Origin of the sequence: Bacillus sp. A01H (genome assembly GCF_045277205.1) — a bacterium.
GTDB lineage: Bacteria > Bacillota > Bacilli > Bacillales > Bacillaceae_G > Bacillus_A > Bacillus_A paranthracis.
Map to the genome: position 1 here is coordinate 2,403,833 of NZ_CP117702.1, position 21,570 is coordinate 2,425,402.

Here is a 21,570-nt window from a genome sequence, read left to right on the forward strand (position 1 = left end):
GAGTACCTTATAAGGTACTCGTTCTTTTTATGCATATTGAATATGTAAGTTCGTTTCATAAATTGTTTTTAAAATTTGTAAGTTTGCTTGTTCATTTTTATGAATAGCATTTTTATATTTAGGTAAGAAAAGTTGAGAAGGATAAACTGGGAGTTCACCACAAATATCAATACCATAAATAGATTTATTCATAATTAGAGAATGAATAAATTGTAAAAGTCTAGATAATTTCATGTGCCCTTGATCCCAATTGGTAATAGTAACTTTTGGATCTAAAACATCTTTATCAATGCTTACATATATTGTTTCTGTATGAATATGTGAAAGTATTGTATGTATGGATACTTCATGTGATATATCAATTGGAAAAATTTCTACGTATGGACAATCATTAGAATGAATTGTAAGAGAAGAAGGCCCAATAATGATTACCTTCTTTAAATTATCATTATTTCGAAGAGAAAATGATACCCAAGATCCACAGGAAATAAGAGTTTGTTCATTTGCTCCCTGTAAGTTCATATCAGTATGATGATCAAATAGTATAAGGGTAAAAGGCTTGTTTATTTCTTCTAATAATAAATGAGATACATAATGATAATTTCCAGAACCTATAAAAGTAATTCCTTTATTCTTTCTGCGATTTAATGCTCTTTTTATATGCATTAAAGAAGTGTTTTCGCAATATAGATTTGCGTGTTCTAAATGAGTAAAATCAATATCTTCATGTGAATAAGAATGTAGTTTATTTTGTAATAAATACGTATCATCAAAGTTTAAAAAAGTTAAACCGTTATGCAATAAACTCATATTTATTCATCTCCTTTAAATATAAGGCTATCATTTATTTTTATAAAATTAAAATGAAATGCTTTGAGTGGAATTAGTATTTAGAAAAGATAGTGTTTTTGACAGAATAATCTTTCAATTTTTAAAGAAAAGAAATACAATATAAGGAAATATGTATGTACTTCAGGAAATAAAAAATATATAACAAATGGAAATGATATTTGGAATTAAATTGAGAAAAAAAGAAAGTTGAGATTAACTATCCGCAGCAGCTCTGGTGATCCAAAAAATAACCAATATTTCGAATTATTATTTGTGAAAGGAGAATAAAGATAAGTATGAAAAAGATTATTATTTCAGACCTTGATGGGACTTTATTAAGAAGTGATAAAACAATTTCAGAGAAATCTATTAATATTCTAAGGGAATGTAAAAATAATGGAGACGAATTGATTTTTGCTACAGCAAGGCCGCCAAGAGCTATAAAACAGTATATTCCCGACGTGTTAAAGAGTGAGATTATCATTTGTTATAACGGGGCTCTAGTTCTTAAAGGGAATGATATTTTATATGAAATGAAGATTTCTAAAAATAACATTTTAGAAATCATAGAAATAGCAAACAAGTATAATCTTCATGAGATTTGCCTTGAAATAGGTGATAAGTTGTATTCAAATTTTGATGTTACTTATTATTTTGGTAATATACCATGTGAAATTATGGATGTAAGAGGTTTAGAATTTGAAAAAGCTTCTAAAGCGATTATTTGTACTAAAGGCTCAATAAACCAGAAATTTATTAAAGAATTGCCTGATGAATGCAAGGCAGTCATTACAGATGACGGGACATTGTGTCAAATTATGCATGCAGAAGTTTCAAAATGGAATAGTATTCAATATGTTCTACAACACTTAAATCGAGACGTATCTGAAGTTATTGCCTTTGGAGATGACTACAATGATATGGAAATGATAGAGAAGTGTGGGGTTGGTGTAGCGATGAGTAACGCTGTTGAGGAATTAAAAGCAGTCGCTAAATTTATTGCTAAAAGTAACGATGAGGATGGAGTTGCTACATTTCTAGAAAGTAAAAGTTATGTTTATGTTGACTAGTATGAAAAAATTGTAGTAAGCAGCGAAAAAAGAGATGCTGCATCTGTTTTTGATAAATAGATATTATGAATGAGATATGCGGGAGGAAACGAGCAAGATGAAAACATTCTTTAAAATAATTGGAATTATAGCTGGCATGGCGGTAATCGGAGTAGGTTTAACATATGGTATGCTGTATTATTTGAATAATAGTAAACCAGCTGCGAAAAAGGCATCACCCGCTGCTCCGGCAGCAGAAGTGCTGGCTGATAGTAATGTAAAAGCTGAAGATGCAAAGGTTTTAGAAAATGGCAATCATTCATTACCAAATAGCGGCTTTAATAAAAATTTTAAATGGACAGATGAGAAAATACAGACAGCGTTACATGAAATGGCACATCAAAAAACGAAAGCTGATCAAAAGTGGGGCTATATTTTTATTACACAAGAACGTATTGAAAGTTTACTTGATATTGTAAAGAACAATGATCTAGTACAAGGAAAAATATATGCAGATATTTTAGAGAGATGGAAACAAGGAAAATATGAAAAAATGGATGCGGATCACAATCAGATTTGGAAATTACAAAGCGGGAATTTAGGCGAAGGAACAGGAGTAATGTCAGAAGCGGAACAAAAAGAGTTGATTAATCAGGTGTTTATGCAAAAAGGTACATATTCAGGTAGTAAATTAATTGCAGGTGGGGGACAGACTAATAAATAAGAGATATGTTGAAACACCTTTGTCATCATAATTACAAAGGTGTTTTTGTTGACACAAGAAATAAATGGGAATATGATTCATATATGAAATAAAATAGAGGGGCTTACATATGAATAACAGAGAGCTTTACGGTAATATTCGTGATGTTTATCATTTACTCCAAAAAAATCTAGATAAGGCAATTGAACAATATGATATAAGTTATGTACAATTTGGAGTGATTCAAGTACTCGCAAAATCTGGGAAAGTATCTATGTCAAAGTTAATTGAAAACATGGGATGTGTTCCAAGTAATATGACAACAATGATTCAACGGATGAAGCGAGATGGTTACGTAATGACAGAGAAGAACCCGAATGACCAACGTGAAACGCTCGTTTATTTAACTAAAAAAGGTGAAGAGACGAAAAAGCAAGTAGATGTGCAATATAGTGATTTTTTAAAAGAGAATTGTGGTTGTTTTACGAAAGAAGAAGAAGGACTTTTAGAGGCTTTATTATTAAAGTGGAAGAAGCACTTGAATTAAATATAGTAAAAATGTAACATTCTGTTACATTTTTATTTATATAAATACTTCATATGTGAAATAAAAACTAGTACAGTGAAAATTAAAGAAGGGATAATAATAAATAATTATTTCATATGTGAAATAAAGGGGAGTTATATATGGAGTTAAAGTCAATGATACGTATTTTGGCAATTGTAGCTTTTTTTGTTGGATTAGATTCATTATTAGTGGCACCTTTATTACCAGTAATTACAGAAACAATTAGTATCCCTGATGGGAGTGGAGGGTTATTAATTACTATTTATGCACTTTGTTATGGAATAACTGCACCCGTATTTGGAATGATGTCTGATAGAGTTGGAAGGAAACGTATGATCATAATAGGGTTTATTATTTTTTCTATTTCTACATTTTGTACGGGATTAGCGAAGAATTTTGAAATTCTTTTATTATTTCGCGGTCTAACAGGTTTATCTGGTGCAATGATTATGCCAAGTATTTTTGCATTAGTAGGAGATAAAGTTACATATGAGTCAAGAGGAAAAGCGATGGGAACAATTATGGGAGCAATGATAGGTTCAACAGTCATTGGAGTACCTATAGGCGCATTTTTATCTGAAATAGGAAATTGGCAATGGACATTTTATAGTATAGGACTTTTAACTTTATTTCTGACATTACTAATTAATCACATATTAAGAAATGAAAAAGAGAGAGAGGATGTACATGTTTCTTTAACGGAAACGGTGGATGCACCATTGAAAATGACTGTAGTAAATATATCAGTTTTATTTGCATTATTAGCAACGTTTCTATGGACAATTGGATTACATGGCATGTTTTCATACATAGGTGTTTATTATGAGAATAATTTTGGAATTTCTGTTGGTAAAATAGGTATAGTAATTTTTTTGGCAGGAGTTGGTAGTGTAGCTGGTAATATTTTAGGTGGAAAATTAGCTGATAAAATAGGAAAGAAGAGTGTTATAGTCATTGCGAGCATTGTATCCTCAATTAGTGTAATGTCATTCTCGCTTTCCACAGAAAATCTAGTAATTGCAATTATTGTACATATTATTTGGAGTTTATTTATTGGATTTGGACAAGCATCATTAACGGCACTAATTTCAGAATTAAAACCAGCTGTGCGAGGGACTGTAATGGCATTAAATAGCTCTGCCATGTATATTGGGATGACTATTGCTTCTGGCGTAGCGTCACTTGCCATAAGTAATGGATTTCCGTTTTTTTCTTTAGGAACAATCTGTGCAATTGCTAGTTTACTTGTCCTTCCAATCATATTTGTTCTAGTTAAAGAAAAAACATCACCTAATAAAAAGAAGATGACTATATAAGTGGTAGTAAAGAAAACGTGGGTTGATATTCTTTAAAGGATTTCAACTCATGTTTTCTTTCATATTATTTTATACTTTCATAACCTTTAATAGTGAAAGAAACGACTGTACTACAGGGGAAATCCATCTAGATTTATGATAGATTACATGGCTTTGAATAACTGTTGGAGTTTCAATAGGCTGAAAACAGAGTTGCTCTTTTTGACAACTTTCTTGTACAACGATGTAAGGAAGAATTGAAATTCCTAATTCACACATGACGGATTGTTTAATGACTTCAACGTTGGAAGTTTCAAATGTTTTAGCTGGAATATTCCCGCTTTGACGTAAAAAACGATCTACCATCGGTCTATAGCCGCAGCTTTGTTCCGTAAAGATAAACTGGGTATCGTTTAGTAAATAAAATGGATTAGAGTGTGTACAGTAATGGGGTGGTAAAATCCATCCAAATGTTTCATTACTAAAAGTACACGTAATAAAATCATTATGTTCTATACTTTCTCCAATTATGAAGACAACGTCTGTTTCTCCTTCATGTAATTTTTGTAATGCTTGTTCATTTGTGTTTGTTTCAAGTACGATATTTACTTTCGGATTTTTCTGTTTGTAAGTACGTAATAATTGTGGTAAACGATATACTGCTAATGATTCGTTTGATGTAATACTCAATGTACCTTCTAATTGATCGGTATTTTGAGGGATTTCTTGCGCTTTTTCATAAATTGCAAGTAATTCTAAAGCATAAGGATGAAATTGATGACCTGCTTTTGTAAGAAGTACTTTTTTTCCTAACCGATCGAAAAGAGGAATATGTAAATCGTTCTCTAATGCTTTCATATGCGCTGTAACTGTAGATTGCACATAACCTAATGCATGAGCAGCTTTAGAAAAACCACCATACTTAACAATCGCACAAAATGTTTTAACGTGTCTCATTTCCATAAACAATCCCTCTTTTATTATCATGATTTGTGAATGATTATATCACGTATTTCAATTTTCCAAATGATTAAATTCCTTATAAAATGAAATTGTAGAAATATTTATTCATTTAACATTGGAGGAGAAAAGATGAGTGAAAAGGGCTATCATGTAGCTGTTGTTGGGGCTACGGGTGCAGTAGGTCAGAAAATTATTGAACTGTTAGAAAAAGAAACAAAGTTTAATATAACTGAAGTTACGTTACTTTCGTCAAAAAGATCGGCTGGTAAGACAGTACAATTTAAAGGGCGAGAGATCATTATACAAGAAGCAAAAATAAATAGCTTTGAAGGGGTAGATATTGCCTTTTTTAGCGCTGGAGGAGAAGTTTCTAGACAATTTGTAAATCAAGCTGTCTCTAGCGGTGCCATCGTAATTGACAACACAAGTGAATATCGAATGGCACGTGATGTACCTTTTGTTGTTCCGGAAGTAAATGCGCACACTTTAAAGGAACATAAAGGGATAATAGCAGTTCCGAATTGTTCAGCATTACAGATGGTAACAGCTCTTCAGCCAATACGAAAAGTATTCGGATTAGAACGAATTATCGTTTCCACTTATCAGGCTGTATCGGGTTCTGGTATTCATGCAATTCAAGAATTAAAAGAACAGGCTAAGTCAATACTTGCAGGTGAAGAAGTGGAGAGTACTATATTACCAGCGAAAAAAGATAAAAAACATTATCCAATTGCATTTAATGTACTTCCTCAAGTAGATATATTCACGGATAATGATTTCACCTTTGAAGAAGTAAAGATGATACAAGAAACGAAGAAAATTTTAGAAGACCCAAACTTGAAAATGGCAGCTACTTGTGTGCGTGTTCCAGTTATATCAGGTCACTCAGAATCGGTTTATATAGAGCTTGAAAAAGAAGCAACTGTTGCAGAAATTAAAGAAGTATTGTTTGATGCACCAGGTGTTATTTTGCAGGATAACCCTAGTGAACAGCTGTATCCAATGCCATTATACGCAGAAGGGAAAATAGATACATTTGTCGGTAGAATTAGAAAAGATCCTGATACACCAAACGGATTCCATCTTTGGATCGTTTCCGATAATTTATTAAAAGGTGCGGCGTGGAACTCGGTGCAAATTGCAGAAACGATGGTGGAAGAGGGAATCATTTAGTATGAAGGAAACTAGGGAACTGTTAAAGATTACAGTTTCCTAGTTTTTATTTTATAACTGTTCGCTTTATTCCAGCCGTATTTGATTTGAAAGACAGTAAAAAACATCAAGAATGAATACAATTTATTTGGTACGATATGGATAAATTCAATAAGGGGGAATTAGATGTATCAAGTAAAGGGGTATTTTTCATCGCTAAAAGGAAGTCATTATGAAATCGGTAAGCAACAAGGGGAATTTGTAAAACAACATCCTTACCTTATTCCGCAATTTATACAGAAAGAAAATTTAATATCGCATCAGCATTGGACAGAATCTAGGAACATATTACATAATTATTGTCCAGGAATTAATGAAGAGATTGAAGGGTTTTGTGAAGTATTAAAAATTTCATCTGAAAATATGATGTATTATTATCAAACACTATTAAAAGCAGGTTGTAGCCATTGTGCTGTTTTACCTAAAAAGACAGATTTAAAGCATACTTATGTATTAAGAAACTATGATTTGTCACCAGTAATAGATGATATGCGTTTTTGTTCGACTCATGTTGAAGGTGCATATGCACATAGTGGCTTTTCTACTCAATATTTTGGCCGAACGGAAGGAGTTAACGAGCATGGATTATCTGTTACATTTTCAGCATGTGGTCAACCGGTTGGAAATATTGCGGGTTTAAGAAAGCCAGCGGTAAGTGGTTTACAATGTTTTGCGGTCATTAGAGTATTATTGGAGAAATGCAAAAATGTGCAGGAGGCTAAGTCACTAATAGAAGAAATACCAATTGCTAGTAATATGAATCTAATAGTAGCCGACCCTGTAGATGCAGTATGTATTGAAATATTTGATGGATATAAATCAATAATCACAATTGTTGAGGAAAGCCAAGATTTTATCGTATCAACAAACCACGCAATTAGTTTACCTATTCAAAAACTGAATAGTAGAAGATTAGAACAATCTACAAACCGATATCACACATTGTATGAACATTTAAATCGAAATGAACAAGTGAGTATAGAGTCTTTAAAAGGATTAGTACAAAAAGAATATCCTGCCGGGCTGACGGTGCATAATTATGAAGAATGGTTTGGAACTTTACATTCCGTATTATTTGATTTGCATGAATGCACAATGAATATTTGTTTCGGGTCTCCACTTTTAAATGACTGGTACTCGTTGGAGGTTGGAGGGAGTCTTCCTTTTTCTGAGGTGAATGTGAACTTTGAAAATAAAACTTATACTGATTTTTGGAGAGAAGAGAATAATAAATTGATTCCAAAAGGGTAAATGGGGTAATATGGTAGCACCGAAGGAGGTTATTTATACTGGAGGGATTACCGATGCTAAACATTTTATTAATGTTTGTTTTTATCATTTTTTTAGCCGTTTCCATGTATATTGCGTATCAAAAAAGAAAAAAAGCAGAAATAAAAGGATTGAAGAGTGCATTAACTTCAATTTGTTTCTTTTCACTTGCAATTTTTAATTTGTTCGCATATTGGTTTCAGTTCGGCGGTATGTTGACAGTGCTATTTTCAATCGTATTATTGTTAGTTGGGGCTTATTTTACAAAATATATTCCAATTTCCAAAAAGGTACACTAAAATTTATAGTTAATACTTTATTTCATTATGAAAAGAGATTATTCTACTAGGTCGTTATGAAATGACTTCATAGGATAATCTCTTTTGTTCGTTTAATTTTGTAAAGAATGTACGGTTAGTTTCAATTGTTTAATAAATTCTCGAGTTGCAGCACACATATATTTATCTTTTCTATAAATAAGCCCTATTTCTATTATTGGAGTAGGATTTTCTATTTTAATAGCTTGAATGTTTTTATTTTGTAAAAAGTCTATATACGGTTTTGGTAAAACTGTAATCCCCATGCCTTTTGAAACCATTTGGATTAAAGATTCCATTGTACTAATTTCTAAAATTGGTTTTGGTTTAAAGTTGAATTTTTGACAATGGGATGTAATTAATTCGGTTAAAAAGAAATTTTTAGGTAAAAGAATTAAAGGGTAATTCTGCAATTCAGCAATAGATACATGATTATGTTCAGCTAATTGATGACCAGTTGGTACGACTATTATAAGTTCACTTTTGTAGAGAGGGATAGAAATAATTTCTTTATCGTGCACTGGTAGAAATGTAATGCCAATATTTAGTTCGTTTTGTAATAATTTTTCACGAATATCTCCTGTGCGAAGTCCTAATACAGAAAGTTCTATATTGGGATATAAATTATTAAAATTTAAAATAGCTGGTGGTAGTAAGTAATTTACGACGGTTAATAATGATCCAATTGTTAAGGAACCTTGTTGTAATCCGTTTAAATCTTGAATAGCAGAACGGGCTTGTTCAACTTCATGAAAAATTGTTTTACTATGTAATAATAAAATCCTCCCAGCTTCGGTTAAAGATATTTTTTTACCAATTCGATCGAAAAGGGGCATTCCAACTTCATGCTCTAATGCACGTATTTGTTGACTTAGTGAAGGCTGTGAAATATTTAATTTCTCAGCTGCTTTTGTGAAATGTAATTCTTTTGAAACAGCTAAAAAGTATTCAAGTTGTCGTAATTCGATTGGAATCACCTCAAGTATAATAATAGGATATACCTATCATTATTATATAAATAATTGAATTGAACAATGATTTTAGAGGTTTTATAATCATCTTTATAAAACAGAGAGGGTTATAAAAATTAACCGAGAGAAAATACATGTAACACCTTTAAAGGAGGCAATAGAATGGCTAATGAATATCAATTATTATCTTTAAATATAGGATTACCAAAAGAGGTTACATACGGCGGAAAAGTAATTCATACAGGCATAAATAAGAAACAAGTAAAGGAACCGGTATATTTATCTTTTGTAAAATTTAATGGGGATGGACAAGCTGACTTAGTTCATCATGGAGGAGTAGATAAAGCAGTTTGTGTTTATACTGGTGATCACTATCCATACTGGGAAAAAGAGTTGAATCAAGATCTTGTATATGGGGCTTTCGGAGAAAATATAACAGTTAGTGATATGCGCGAAGAGGATGTTTGTATTGGTGATACATTTCAAATTGGAGAAGCAGTTGTACAAGTAACGCAGCCAAGGCAACCTTGTTTTAAATTAGCTAAGAAATACAATATCCCGAAGTTACCACTATATTTTCAAGAAACAGGATATACAGGGTTTTATTTTCGCGTATTAAAAGAAGGATGGGTATCATCAGTCGATACTTTAAAAAGACTACAGTCTGATCCAAAGGGTGTTTCAGTAGCGTTTGCTAACCGTATCATGCACAAGGAAAAGCAAAATATTGAAGGGATAAAAAGGATATTAGAAGTAAATGCACTTTCAAGTAGTTGGAGAAAGTCTTTTGAAAAGCGTATAAGTGGAGAAGAAATTAATACGAAGGAAAGACTTGAAGGGATAAAAGAATAAAAATCTTTTATTATAAATAGTGTATTTCTATTAGTAAAAACGAATTAGAAAGCGCTATTTTTATATAATAAACTCATTAATATCCAAAAATCCTAATATTGTTTTATTCGACTTGTTTTCGAATAGTCGAAACATAAAATTAATTAGACTTTTTTTTTATATTTTATGATAGTATATTGATTGGTAAGACCTATTACTTTAAGAGCAGGTTCTACAACTATATCTAATTTGATGGAATTAACATATGGAGGGACAACATGGGGAATGTTGAAAGTTTTGAAAAACTTCTTTTAGAAGAACCGAAAAGAGAGCAGTTATTTCCTTTATTTGAAGAAGTGTTTGGGATTCCAAGTCAAACATTGCATGATTTTTCAGAGAGAGGTTATTGGGATGATACATATAAAGCTTTATCATTTTTACAAGAAGATAAAGCGATTGCAAACGTTGCGGTATTCTCGTTACCATTGCTAGTGAATGGTGAAAGAATAAATGCAGCAGGCATTCAATCGGTAATGACACACCCTAATTTTCGAAGACAAGGACTCATGACGCAATTAATGAGTAAAATGATAGAAGAAATCGATAAGAAATGTGAATGCACATTATTGTTTACGGAAAAACCTGAACTATATACATCATATGGTTTTAAAGTTGTGCAGGAGTATTTGATGACTATTCCATATGATAAAAAGAATAATAATGATTCCTTACTTAGAGAGCTAGATTATTATATGGAAGAGGATAGAAAATTAATACATGAAACTATAGATAGTAGCCAAAGACTTTCAAATAATTTTTCAACATTAAACTTCCATCCTTCGTTTTATTTGAATATGTACAATTCGGAATGGAATGAGAAATTGTATTATTCAGAGAAACTAGATGCTCTAATTGTGTATGAAGTAGATAATGAAAAGTTGAAATTATATGGAGTGTTTGCACCAGTAATTCCAGTTTTAGATGAAATATGTGGGGAGATCGCTGAAAGATTTACAGAAATCGAATTTTACTTCTCTCCAGATCAATTAGGGGTTGAGGATGTACAGTTTACAGAATTACAATCAAGTAAGTATTTAATGGTTCGAAGTAATAGAGAGTTGGATTTGAAAGGTTATAAATTCCCAGTATTAGTAGAATTTTAAATGTGTATATAGATGCTTTATTAGGGAGGAACTATGAAAATATCACATATACCAGAACATATTGAGCAACTTACTATAATGAATGTACCTGAATATTATAAGCTTAATAACAATCATGCGCTTATTGTCCGCTCGAAAGCCGAAACAGATTTTTGGCTTAAAACACATTATGGATTCGAAGTAATGAATGGTCATGTATTTTATACAGAGACGATGACAGACTTTCAAGCTGAAGTTCAATTGCGTATGAATCCAAATTCAAAATTCGATCAAGCTGGTCTTTTTGTTATGGTTTCGGAAAAGTGTTGGCTGAAAACTTCATTAGAATATATTCCAGATGGTCCATCTCATTTAGGAGCTGTCGTAACGAATAATGGATATTCCGATTGGTCCACGCAAGACTTTCCGACAGAATTAGCTAACGAGCAACTGCGTTTTCGAATTGTTCGTAAACGTGGTGATTATACAATATATGTGAAGAAGATCCACCAATGGGAACAAATAAGAATCGCTCATTTGATGGAGGATATAGGAAATAAGCCTATTAAAATAGGTTTTTACACGTGTAGTCCGTCTAAAAATAATGGATTTGAGACTGAGTTTTTAGAGTTTACAACTGAAAAAATATAGATGAAAAACCGTATTCTTTTCATTAGGAATGCGGTTTTTATATGTATATAATAAAAAGCACATTTATTGACCGTAAAGTCATTAATGCTTATCATTTAATAATGTTAAATATTAATTTACATAATATAATAGGAATAAGAAAGAAATTACAAACTACAGCGCTTAAATAAGGAGGGATATGAGTTATTCGGGGGTAATTTCATGGGAAAAGGAGATTATGTATGAAATCATTTCGTAAATTATTACAGTATTTAAAACCATACATGTTCTTCGCTATTATTGGACCACTATTTATGGTACTTGAGGTTGCGATGGACTTAATTCAACCGACTATTATGCAACATATTATTGATGTTGGGATAGCAAATCGGGATATGAATTATGTAATAAAAATGGGACTTCTTATGATAGGAGCTGCAGCACTCGGTTTAGTTGGAGGGCTTGGGTGTATGATGTATTCTACAAAAGCAGCTGTTAATTTCGCTACTGACATACGAAAAAATGTGTTTACGAAAATAGAAACATTTTCTAGTGAAAATCGTGATTCGTTTGGAACTGGAAAGTTATTAACGATAGTGACAAATGATATTACATCTATTCAATCGGCGATGACGATGACATTACGTGTTCTCGTTCGTGGTCCTTTGTTATTTATCGGAAGTATCATAATTGTTTTTGTGACAGCACGCGAGTTATTTCCTATATTACTCGTAGTCGTTCCAATTTTATTACTTGCCATTATATTCATTGCGAGTAAAGCGAGCGGGACGTTCAAAAAGGTGCAAGAAGCATTAGATAAAGTGAATACAAAGTTACAAGAAAATTTATCTGGAGTACGTGTTATTAAAGCGTATGTAAGACAAAAATATGAAATTAATCAGTTTGGAAATGTTAATACAAATTTAACGAAGATAAATATTCGAGCGGTGCAGCTTATTTCCTTAATGATGCCAATCATAATGTTAGTTGTAAGCGGAGGGATTGTCGCAACATTATGGATTGGTGGAGAAAAAGTATTTAACGGGACTCTTCAAGTAGGAGCTATATTAGCGTTTATAAATTATTTGAATATCATTTTAATGTCACTTATGTCTATCAGTATGGTATTTATGCAAATCGCGCGAGCATTTCCGTCTGCGGATCGAGTACAGCAAGTTTTAAATACTGAGGTTGATATTACGAGCGAAACAAATGCGCTTGTACCTAAGGAAATTGAGGGGAATATTGATTTTAAAAATGTTAGTTATAGTTATACGAAAAATAATGAATATGTTTTAAAAGATATTTCATTTCGCATATGTAAAGGTGAAAAAGTAGGGGTTATCGGTTCTACAGGAAGTGGTAAATCTACTTTAGCAAAATTGTTACCACGCTTATACGATGTTGATCAAGGTGAAATATGTATTGATGGAATAAATGTTAAGGCATACGATTTACAAAAACTTCGTGGTTCAATCGGGTTTGTACCTCAAAAGGCATTGTTGTTTTCAGGTAGTATAGAAGAGAACTTACGTTATGGAAAAGAAGATGCAACGAAGGAAGAGCTGGAAGTGGCGGCTTCATCAGCTTGTGCGACTGAGTTTATTAACAAACTGGAAGATTCTTATCAATATCATGTAACACAAGGTGCGACGAATTTATCAGGTGGACAAAAACAACGTGTATCCATTGCAAGGGCGCTTGTGAGAAAGCCATCTATTCTTGTATTAGATGATTCTACATCAGCAGTTGATGCTAAATCAGAATCTAACATTCAATCAGCATTAAGGAGAGAATATAAAGGAACAACAACATTATTAATTGCTTCTAAAATCTCATCAATAATAGATGCTGATAAAATTCTCGTGTTAGATAATGGTGAATTAGTTGGTGATGGTACACATAAAGAACTGCTAGAACAATGCGAGGTTTATCAAGAAATCTATCTTTCCCAAGGTGGCAATTTGTATAAGGAAGGTGGGAAAGAACATGCGTAATTTTCAAGGGCAATTTGCTAATAAAGGTGGGCGTAACGCAACAAAGATGGGGAAGGCTAAAAATACGAAAGGAACTGTGATGAGAGTATGGAACTATATGGGCTATCAAAAGGCTGCTCTTACGTTCGTTATATTTTTAGTATTTGCTACAACGTTACTTGGATTATTAGGTCCTTATTTAATGGGAGTAATTATAGATCAATATATTGTACCGAAAGATTTAAATGGCACAGCAAGAATGTGCATGTTACTTATCGCAATTTATGGTATTACAGTGTTTTTAACTTGGTTACAAACATTTGTCATGGTTAACGTTGCATTAAAAACGATACAAAAAATAAGACAAGATATTTTTGAGAAAATCCAAACGCTTTCTTTACGGTTCTTTGATGTACGTTCTCAAGGGGATTTAATGAGTCGTGTAACAAATGATATAGATAATTTGAATCAAGCGTTGACACAAAGTGTTGTACAAATTATTTCATCAGCGCTAACTTTTATAGGTGTGACGATTGCGATGTTCGCATTAGATTGGATTTTAGCGATTGTTACTTTAATTACAGTACCTATTATGTTTTTCGTTACAAAAAAACTAGTTGCTTATAGTGGTAAAAACTTTGCAAAGCGTCAAAAAGATTTAGGAGAATTAAATGGATTTATTGAGGAAGCTATAACAGGTGCGGATGTTACAACGTTATATGGGAAAGAAAAAGAAACCGTACAAAATTTCAATAAAATTAATGAACAGCTAAGAGTTTCTGCAACGAAGGCGGATACATTTTCAGCTTTTATTTTTCCGAGTATGAACTTTATTAACAACTTAGGTATGGGACTTGTAATTGGGACTGGGTCAGTAATGGCTTTAAATGGAATGACAACAGTAGGTGTCATTGCAGCTTTTATTAATTATTCTCGTCAATTCTCAAGACCACTCAGTCAATTCGCAACTTTAATGAATACGATTCAAGCGGCAGTGGCTGGTGGGGAACGTGTCTTTGAAATTATGGATGAAGTACCGGAAATCAAAAATAAAAAAGATGCATTCGTTGTACAAAATTTACAAGGACATGTTGCACTCGAGAATGTTTCATTTGGGTATGAGGAAAATAAAACGATTTTAAAAGAAGTGAGTCTTAAAGCGCGGCCAGGGGAGACAATTGCTTTAGTAGGTCCAACTGGATCGGGCAAAACAACAATCATTAATTTGCTAACGCGCTTTTACGATATACAGCAAGGACAAATTCATATTGATGGAAAAAACATAAAAGAATATGATATGAATTCGTTGCGAAGTAAAATAGGAGTAGTTTTACAAGATACGTATTTATTTGCTGGGACGATTATGGATAATATACGTTATGGTCGATTAGATGCTAGTGATGAAGAGGTAATCAATGCAGCTAAGGCAGCATCTGCACATTCTTTTATAAAACATTTACCGAATCAATATGAAACGAAAATTGCTTCAGAAGGATCGAATTTAAGTCAAGGACAGAAACAACTTCTTGCGATTGCACGGGCAATTTTAGCAGATGCAGATATATTAATTCTCGACGAAGCAACATCTAATATTGATACGAGAACAGAATTACAAATACAAGAAGGACTAAACAATTTAATGAGAGGTCGAACAAGTTTCGTAATCGCTCATCGACTGAAAACGATTGAAAAAGCAGATCAAATCCTTGTTATAAAAGATGGAAGTATTTTGGAAAAAGGGAACCATGAATCTCTCATGGAAGATAGAGGATTTTACTTTGATCTGTATACGAGTCAGTTTAAAATTTAAGAAGAATTTTTGATAGGGTGCGGTTTCTCTAGAAAGGAGAAACCGCATTTTTATATTTATAAAGATAATTAGAAATATAGACTTGAATTTTTTTAGATACACGAATTGTTAGCAATTTCAGTGCCAGACGGGAACAATAATTTACGAGGTATTGTAATAATCTCAAGAGCCATCTGGGCTGAATGGAGAAGTATTGGAGTTAACTCTAAAGCGTGTGTTAATAATAATATAAAGCTTGTTAGGATTGCAAAGCTTCCCCAAAAGAAACTTTTTGAAGTGTTACGGAAATCTTTTATTAAGGAAAAGAAAGAAAAAAATGCTGTAACAACAAGAATTAAAAATTTATACTTATCAGTCATTAAACCCCTCCTAAAGAACAATAACTTATATTATAGCGTATTTTTCTGTATTATTATAAAGAGATTTTAAAATGAATAATAAAAAGTAGAGGCCGCAACTTAAAGGAATGACGGATTACCTTGAGCGTAGAGGCTGGTGGTATGGAAAGTTAAGTAAAGATTTTATTTTAGTGAAACAGAAAAATCACTCGGCCTCAAAAAGAGGATACTTTTATTGAGTAATCCTCTTTTTTTTAATAAAGGAAATTTAATTGATTATAATGGAAAGCGCACTGAAAACTAATAAAACGGCCATAAGGATGTTAAATGATTTAGTATGCTTCAACAAAAGTTTTTGAAACATGGAACCGAATAATGTCCAACTAAATGTGCTCATTAATCCAACTACACCTAGAAATAATGAAAAAAGTAGATAACTTGAATATGAATTGTAGTAAGGAAGAATAAAAGTTGATACTACAGTTAGTCCGAATAGTATTCCTTTAGGGTTAATAAACTGAAGGAAAATCCCAACTGTAAATAAATTTTTATTATATTTTTCATCGGGATTTATGCTAGTTTTACTTGTGAGTATTTTAAGGGCTAAATATAGCATATATGCTACACCTAAGATTTTTAAAGGGAATTCGATTATAGGTAGGATTTTAATTAGTACAATATTAAAGAAACTACATAAGGAAGTGAGGATGAAAAAACCGAAAGCTACTCCGAAGCAAAATTGCATACTCCTTTTTAAACCATGTTGATTAGCGTATGTCATAGCTAAAAAATTGTTAGGTCCGGGTGTGAAGCTACTTATAAAAACAAATAACAAAAAAGAAAATATAGGCATTTCAAACCCCCTAAGTATTTTGTATGTTATAATGACCGAAAGGAACAATATAACGTGTGCTTTTTATTATACATAACGGTCGTTATATTGTATATAGTGTAGGAGTGTTTCTTATGGAAGAAATTCAACTTATTCTGGCGAAAAATTTAAAAACAATTCGAGAAAAAGAAAAATTAAGTTTAGAAAAGGTTTCCCAATTAACAGGTGTGAGTAAAACGATGATTGGACAAATTGAACGTGGAGAGTCAAGTCCAACATTAACAACGATATGGAAAATAGCTAATGGGTTGAAAGTGTCTTTTACTTCTTTAATCAATAATCCGCAACCGGATACGAAAGTTGTTTTACGAAATGATGTTCAAGTATTATCAGAAGACAATGGAAGATATAAAGTGTATCCTTCTTTTCCTTTCCAAGATGATAGGAACTTTGAAATCTATACGGTTGAAATTGAAACAGAAGGAAAGTTAAATTCGGAAGGTCATAAAGAAGGGACTGAAGAATTTATAACGGTGTTTGAAGGGGAATTGACACTTGAAATAAATGATTGTCAGTATAAATTAAATAGCGGGGATTCAATTCGCTTTAAGGCGGATAGACCACACTCTTATCATAATTTCGGAAGAACGCTAACTAGGTTAAGTATGACCATACATTATCCGGTTATATAAATTTACTATTATACGAAGAATATAAAGAAAAGTGCGTTGATAAACCATCTATAAAAGATGGTTTTATTTTTGAAATTCATAAAAAAGGACACTCGTTTGAGTGTCAACATAGTATTGCTCTCGCGTATAGGATTGGAGTTTGTTTCTCATATACGTATTGAGATGGTTCGCATTTGAGAAACTACCTTCACCTTTAATGTAACATTGGCAGAGAGCAGTGTAAATTGATAATGTATATACGGAAAATTTAGTATAGATACTTTGTACTATGAATATAGTACAAAGTGTTTCTTATTGCAAAATCACTGTCGTGAAGTTATTAATATATAAGCTTAAGGAATGATGTAATAGTTACTATTTTAGCATTTAAGAATGGTTATTATAAAAAAGAACGAATCATTTTTTAATCGATTCGTATAATTGTTAAAGAGGCACCTGTTGAACCACCCCCAACTAAATTAACTATGGATAATACGCCGAATAGTTGAAGTGAAATTGTATTACCAGCAATTAAATTAATTATTAAATTATTATTATAATTTGAAGTTGATAATGCGGGTGAAAAGATAGATCCGGAAAGTGGAGTCGAAGAGTTTAATAGTAGCGATTTAGTATTTTGGAATGGAACTATCATTTTATTATATTAATACTACTAGTTATAGTAACGGTAAAAAGTTTACTTTATGTAAAATCATTTGAGTATGAAAAAGTAGTTATGGAATTTTTCTAAAATGATAGAGGTTTTATTTTGTTAATTAGTAAACAAAATGTGAAATGAGGTAGAAAATTGAACAGCGATGAAAAATTATCTTTGAATAAAGGTATGGTAAGACCAGAAAATATTGGACCTACTTTTCCGGTTCTTCCGCCAATTTATATTCCAACGGGAGCAACGGGAGCAACAGGAGCAACAGGGTCAACGGGAGCAACAGGAGCAACAGGGTCAACGGGAGCAACAGGAGTAACGGGAGCAACAGGGTCAACGGGAGCAACGGGAGTAACAGGAGCAACAGGGTCAACAGGAGCAACAGGGTCAACGGGGGCAACAGGGTCAACGGGAGCAACAGGAGTAACGGGAGCAACAGGGTCAACGGGAGCAACGGGAGCAACAGGAGTAACGGGAGCAACAGGATCAAGGGGAACAACGGGAGCAACAGGAGCAACAGGGTCAACGGGAGCAACAGGATCAGCGGGAACAACGGGAGCAACAGGAGCAACAGGAGTAACGGGAGCAACAGGATCAAGGGGAACAACGGGAGCAACAGGAGTAACAGGAGTAACAGGGACAACAGGAGCAACAGGAGTAACAGGAGCAACAGGAGCAACGGGAGCAACAGGGACAACAGGAGCAACGGGAGCAACAGGGGCAACAGGAGTAACAGGGACAACAGGAGCAACGGGAGCAACAGGAGCAACGGGAGTAACAGGAACAACAGGAACAACAGGTCCAACTGGAGTTATTGGCCCCATAACAACAACTAATTTATTATTTTACACTTTTTCAGATGGAGAAAAACTTACATATATAGATTCAGATGGGCTAGCTCAATATGGTACAACTCACATATTATCTCCTGATGAGGTTTCTTACATTAATTTGTTTATTAATGGAATAATTCAACCACAGCCATTATATCAGGTTAGTACTGGCCAGCTAACTTTATTAGATAATCAACCACCATCACAAGGTTCTTCAATTATTTTACAATTTATCATTATTAATTAAAAAAGACAGATTCTTAAATAAGAAGGATCTGTCTTTTTGCTCTACATTAAAATAGTTAAAACTAAGTGACGATAAATTCGATTGTAATTGGAATTCAACCGTCTAATGCATCTCCGCCAGGAATTGTAATAGCACCAGTAGGTCCAGTAGTAACACTGGAGTTCACACTAGGTTGAAGAATGCCGTTTACATATAAGTTGTAATACGTAAAAGTCGGAAAAGCAGTTGCAGTAGTGCCAGCATCGTTTAAACAAGCTGTAGCAGCAATTGCAAAAGCTGCACCTGTTCCTGTACCAGCTCCTAATGTAGATGTAAATCTTCTAGATGCCATAAATGGTTGAATAATTGGCAATTAATTCTCACTCCCTATATTGTTTTTTGGAACGAAGTATACAATAACTTGTCCACTATATTGTATGAGAGTTTTTGATAATAGAAACGGCTTTATGATAATAGAGGGAACACAATTTAAGTAAAGATATTATTGTTATTTATTTGAAAAGGTGGTGTTATTACTTATTATTTGTAAGTTATTGGTTATATGCTAATGCTTAGTTTTAATATTTAAATTAAAATGTGCTTTTAAACCTAAGAGATAAACGTGGAAAAATAAAATAAACTTTTAAGTTTAGGTGTTTAATCTAAGCAGTCAATTATTAAAAACATATAATTAATATGTGAGTCATGAACATAATTAAATAACGTTTTAAAGTTTAATTATTATTCATGTTTCCTATTTTAAGTGAATTAAATCTATGCACAATTTTATAGTTCTTATAATAGGAAAATACTCAAATAAAAGAAAGGTAAGGAGGAAATAAATGAAACATAATGATTGTTTTGGTCATAACAACTGCAATAATCCGATTGTTTTCACACCAGATTGTTGTAACAATCCACAAACAGTTCCAATTACTAGCGAACAATTAGGAAGATTAATAACTTTACTAAACTCTTTAATTGCGGCTATTGCAGCGTTTTTTGCAAATCCAAGTGATGCAAACAGATTAGCTTTACTCAATTTGTTTACTCAGCTATTGAACTTGCTAAATGAATTAGCACCTTCTCCAGAAGGAAATTTCTTAAAACAATTAATTCAAAGTATTATTAACTTACTTCAATCCCCTAATCCAAATCTAAGTCAATTACTTTCTTTATTACAACAATTCTTCAGTGCTCTTGCACCATTCTTCTTCTCTTTAATTCTTGATCCTGCAAGCTTACAACTTCTATTAAACTTATTAGTTCAACTAATTGGTGCTACTCCAGGAGGAGGAGCAACAGGTCCAACAGGTCCAACAGGTCCAGGAGGAGGAGCAACAGGTCCAACAGGTCCAACAGGTCCAGGAGGAGGAGCAACAGGTCCAACAGGAGCGACAGGTCCAACAGGTCCAACAGGAGCGACGGGTCCAGCAGGTACTGGTGGTGCAACAGGTTTAACAGGAGCAACAGGCCCAACGGGAGCAACAGGTCTAGCAGGAGCAACAGGCCCGACAGGAGCAACAGGTCTAACAGGAGCAACAGGCCCGACAGGAGCAACAGGTCTAGCAGGAGCAACAGGCCCGACAGGAGCAACAGGCCTAACGGGAGCAACTGGAGCAACTGGTGGCGGAGCTATTATTCCATTCGCTTCGGGTACAACACCAGCTGCGTTAGTTAACGCGTTAATAGCTAATACAGGAACTCTCCTTGGGTTTGGTTTTAGTCAGCCTGGTATAGCTTTAACGGGTGGAACAAGTATCACGTTAGCGTTAGGTGTAGGTGATTATGCATTTGTAGCACCACGCGCAGGTGTTATTACGTCATTAGCAGGTTTCTTTAGTGCAACAGCTGCATTATCTCCATTATCACCTGTTCAAGTGCAGATACAAATATTAACTGCACCAGCTGCAAGTAATACGTTTACAGTACAAGGCGCACCTCTATTATTAACACCAGCATTTGCTGCAATAGCAATTGGTTCTACAGCATCAGGGATCATACCTGAAGCTATTCCAGTAGCAGCTGGGGATAAAGTATTATTATATGTTTCCTTAACAGCAGCAAGTCCAATAGCTGCAGTAGCTGGATTTGTAAGTGCAGGTATAAATATCGTCTAGTTTGTTACAACGCCTGTTTGAAATTTGAATTGGCGTTTGTATATAGCCCATCCTAATTTTATTAGGGTGGGCTATATTTTATGGAAAGATAGGTGATAAATCAATTGAGAAAGTACTCTTTGTTAAAAAAATCAAAATTAATGATTTATAATCTATTGTTTATGGAATAAGTTATATGATTTGAAAAATTATCTATAAATAAAAAAGATGAATTCTATTAAAAACAGAATTCATCTTTTAAATAAAAGGGAAGTAATTTATTTATCGTGAGTGTTAAAATGTTATTGTACAAATTAGTAATCAACTATTTGTTTTT

At 33.1% G+C, this 21,570-nt stretch carries 21 protein-coding genes and 1 pseudogene; 15 read left to right on the plus strand and 7 right to left on the minus strand.

The window, feature by feature from the left end:
- Positions 1-27 precede the first annotated feature (27 nt).
- The gene (locus PSR14_RS12630; protein ID WP_000054634.1) at positions 28-810 is read right to left on the minus strand and encodes an arginase family protein; all 783 of its coding nucleotides are present in this window, start codon (positions 808-810) and stop codon (positions 28-30) included.
- 317 nt (positions 811-1,127) lie between these two features.
- Between PSR14_RS12630 and PSR14_RS12635 the strand changes: the two genes are divergently transcribed.
- The 4 genes from PSR14_RS12635 to PSR14_RS12650 all read left to right on the plus strand — a co-directional run bounded on the left by PSR14_RS12635 (position 1,128) and on the right by PSR14_RS12650 (position 4,467).
- Complete coding sequence (locus PSR14_RS12635; RefSeq protein WP_000720249.1) at positions 1,128-1,901, plus strand: Cof-type HAD-IIB family hydrolase; 774 nt, start codon at positions 1,128-1,130, stop codon at positions 1,899-1,901.
- A gap of 97 nt (positions 1,902-1,998) precedes the next feature.
- Positions 1,999-2,604, plus strand: a complete 606-nt coding sequence (locus tag PSR14_RS12640; RefSeq protein ID WP_000846580.1) for a PRK06770 family protein — start codon at positions 1,999-2,001, stop codon at positions 2,602-2,604.
- A 109-nt stretch (positions 2,605-2,713) separates the two neighbouring features.
- Entirely contained in the window at positions 2,714-3,130 is a 417-nt protein-coding gene (locus PSR14_RS12645; protein ID WP_001065034.1) for a MarR family winged helix-turn-helix transcriptional regulator, read from the plus strand.
- A gap of 140 nt (positions 3,131-3,270) precedes the next feature.
- Positions 3,271-4,467, plus strand: coding sequence for an MFS transporter (locus PSR14_RS12650; RefSeq protein ID WP_000421209.1), 1,197 nt, complete (start codon positions 3,271-3,273; stop codon positions 4,465-4,467).
- Positions 4,468-4,536: 69 nt separating this feature from the next.
- Here PSR14_RS12650 and PSR14_RS12655 read toward each other — a convergent pair whose 3' ends face one another.
- Entirely contained in the window at positions 4,537-5,409 is an 873-nt protein-coding gene (locus tag PSR14_RS12655; protein ID WP_000425885.1) for a LysR family transcriptional regulator, read from the minus strand.
- Between the two features lie 129 nt (positions 5,410-5,538).
- Here PSR14_RS12655 and PSR14_RS12660 point away from each other — a divergent pair, with 129 nt between their 5' ends.
- From PSR14_RS12660 to PSR14_RS12670, 3 genes are all read left to right on the plus strand, one after another.
- Entirely contained in the window at positions 5,539-6,582 is a 1,044-nt protein-coding gene (locus PSR14_RS12660; protein ID WP_098487832.1) for an aspartate-semialdehyde dehydrogenase, read from the plus strand.
- Positions 6,583-6,747: 165 nt separating this feature from the next.
- Positions 6,748-7,872, plus strand: a complete 1,125-nt coding sequence (locus PSR14_RS12665; protein WP_000285217.1) for a C45 family peptidase — start codon at positions 6,748-6,750, stop codon at positions 7,870-7,872.
- Between the two features lie 53 nt (positions 7,873-7,925).
- A complete protein-coding gene (locus tag PSR14_RS12670; protein ID WP_000932117.1) occupies positions 7,926-8,189 on the plus strand; it encodes a hypothetical protein in 264 nt (87 codons plus the stop codon).
- A 92-nt stretch (positions 8,190-8,281) separates the two neighbouring features.
- Here the strand turns inward: PSR14_RS12670 and PSR14_RS12675 are convergent, their stop codons facing one another.
- A complete protein-coding gene (locus tag PSR14_RS12675) occupies positions 8,282-9,184 on the minus strand; it encodes a LysR family transcriptional regulator (RefSeq protein WP_000612252.1) in 903 nt (300 codons plus the stop codon).
- Between the two features lie 156 nt (positions 9,185-9,340).
- On the opposite strand from PSR14_RS12675, the gene PSR14_RS12680 reads away from it, so the two are divergent.
- From PSR14_RS12680 to PSR14_RS12700, 5 genes are all read left to right on the plus strand, one after another.
- Positions 9,341-10,030 carry an MOSC domain-containing protein gene (locus PSR14_RS12680; RefSeq protein WP_001262994.1) on the plus strand — a complete coding sequence of 230 codons (690 nt, stop codon included), beginning with the start codon at positions 9,341-9,343 and terminating at the stop codon, positions 10,028-10,030.
- A gap of 257 nt (positions 10,031-10,287) precedes the next feature.
- The gene (locus tag PSR14_RS12685) at positions 10,288-11,172 is read left to right on the plus strand and encodes a GNAT family N-acetyltransferase (protein ID WP_000528697.1); all 885 of its coding nucleotides are present in this window, start codon (positions 10,288-10,290) and stop codon (positions 11,170-11,172) included.
- Positions 11,173-11,205: 33 nt separating this feature from the next.
- Positions 11,206-11,802 (plus strand): DUF1349 domain-containing protein, encoded by a 597-nt coding sequence (locus PSR14_RS12690; protein ID WP_000703153.1) that lies wholly within the window; start codon positions 11,206-11,208, stop codon positions 11,800-11,802.
- Positions 11,803-12,023: 221 nt separating this feature from the next.
- The gene (locus PSR14_RS12695; RefSeq protein ID WP_000834810.1) at positions 12,024-13,778 is read left to right on the plus strand and encodes an ABC transporter ATP-binding protein; all 1,755 of its coding nucleotides are present in this window, start codon (positions 12,024-12,026) and stop codon (positions 13,776-13,778) included.
- On the plus strand, positions 13,771-15,567 hold the full coding sequence (locus PSR14_RS12700; protein WP_001243539.1) for an ABC transporter ATP-binding protein: 1,797 nt from the start codon (positions 13,771-13,773) through the stop codon (positions 15,565-15,567). The genes PSR14_RS12695 and PSR14_RS12700 overlap by 8 nt, the downstream gene beginning before the upstream one ends.
- Positions 15,568-15,659: 92 nt before the next feature.
- Here PSR14_RS12700 and PSR14_RS12705 read toward each other — a convergent pair whose 3' ends face one another.
- Both PSR14_RS12705 and PSR14_RS12710 read right to left on the minus strand, forming a co-directional pair.
- Positions 15,660-15,926 carry a hypothetical protein gene (locus tag PSR14_RS12705; RefSeq protein WP_000130519.1) on the minus strand — a complete coding sequence of 89 codons (267 nt, stop codon included), beginning with the start codon at positions 15,924-15,926 and terminating at the stop codon, positions 15,660-15,662.
- A gap of 247 nt (positions 15,927-16,173) precedes the next feature.
- Entirely contained in the window at positions 16,174-16,758 is a 585-nt protein-coding gene (locus tag PSR14_RS12710) for a LysE family transporter (RefSeq protein WP_001121288.1), read from the minus strand.
- Between the two features lie 56 nt (positions 16,759-16,814).
- Between PSR14_RS12710 and PSR14_RS12715 the strand changes: the two genes are divergently transcribed.
- A complete protein-coding gene (locus tag PSR14_RS12715; RefSeq protein ID WP_113732506.1) occupies positions 16,815-17,429 on the plus strand; it encodes a helix-turn-helix domain-containing protein in 615 nt (204 codons plus the stop codon).
- A gap of 403 nt (positions 17,430-17,832) precedes the next feature.
- On the opposite strand, the pseudogene PSR14_RS12720 reads toward PSR14_RS12715, so the two are convergent.
- Positions 17,833-18,033, minus strand: a pseudogene (locus PSR14_RS12720) (BclA C-terminal domain-containing protein); the annotation flags it as partial.
- 183 nt (positions 18,034-18,216) lie between these two features.
- On the opposite strand from PSR14_RS12720, the gene PSR14_RS12725 reads away from it, so the two are divergent.
- Positions 18,217-19,155: a DUF4183 domain-containing protein gene (locus PSR14_RS12725; RefSeq protein WP_270792675.1), complete on the plus strand. Its 939-nt coding sequence runs from the start codon at positions 18,217-18,219 to the stop codon at positions 19,153-19,155.
- A 94-nt stretch (positions 19,156-19,249) separates the two neighbouring features.
- Here the strand turns inward: PSR14_RS12725 and PSR14_RS12730 are convergent, their stop codons facing one another.
- Positions 19,250-19,507 (minus strand): DUF4183 domain-containing protein, encoded by a 258-nt coding sequence (locus tag PSR14_RS12730; RefSeq protein WP_406644217.1) that lies wholly within the window; start codon positions 19,505-19,507, stop codon positions 19,250-19,252.
- A 469-nt stretch (positions 19,508-19,976) separates the two neighbouring features.
- Here PSR14_RS12730 and PSR14_RS12735 point away from each other — a divergent pair, with 469 nt between their 5' ends.
- Positions 19,977-21,254: an exosporium glycoprotein BclB-related protein gene (locus PSR14_RS12735; RefSeq protein ID WP_000682188.1), complete on the plus strand. Its 1,278-nt coding sequence runs from the start codon at positions 19,977-19,979 to the stop codon at positions 21,252-21,254.
- The last annotated feature ends 316 nt before the right edge of the window (positions 21,255-21,570 follow it).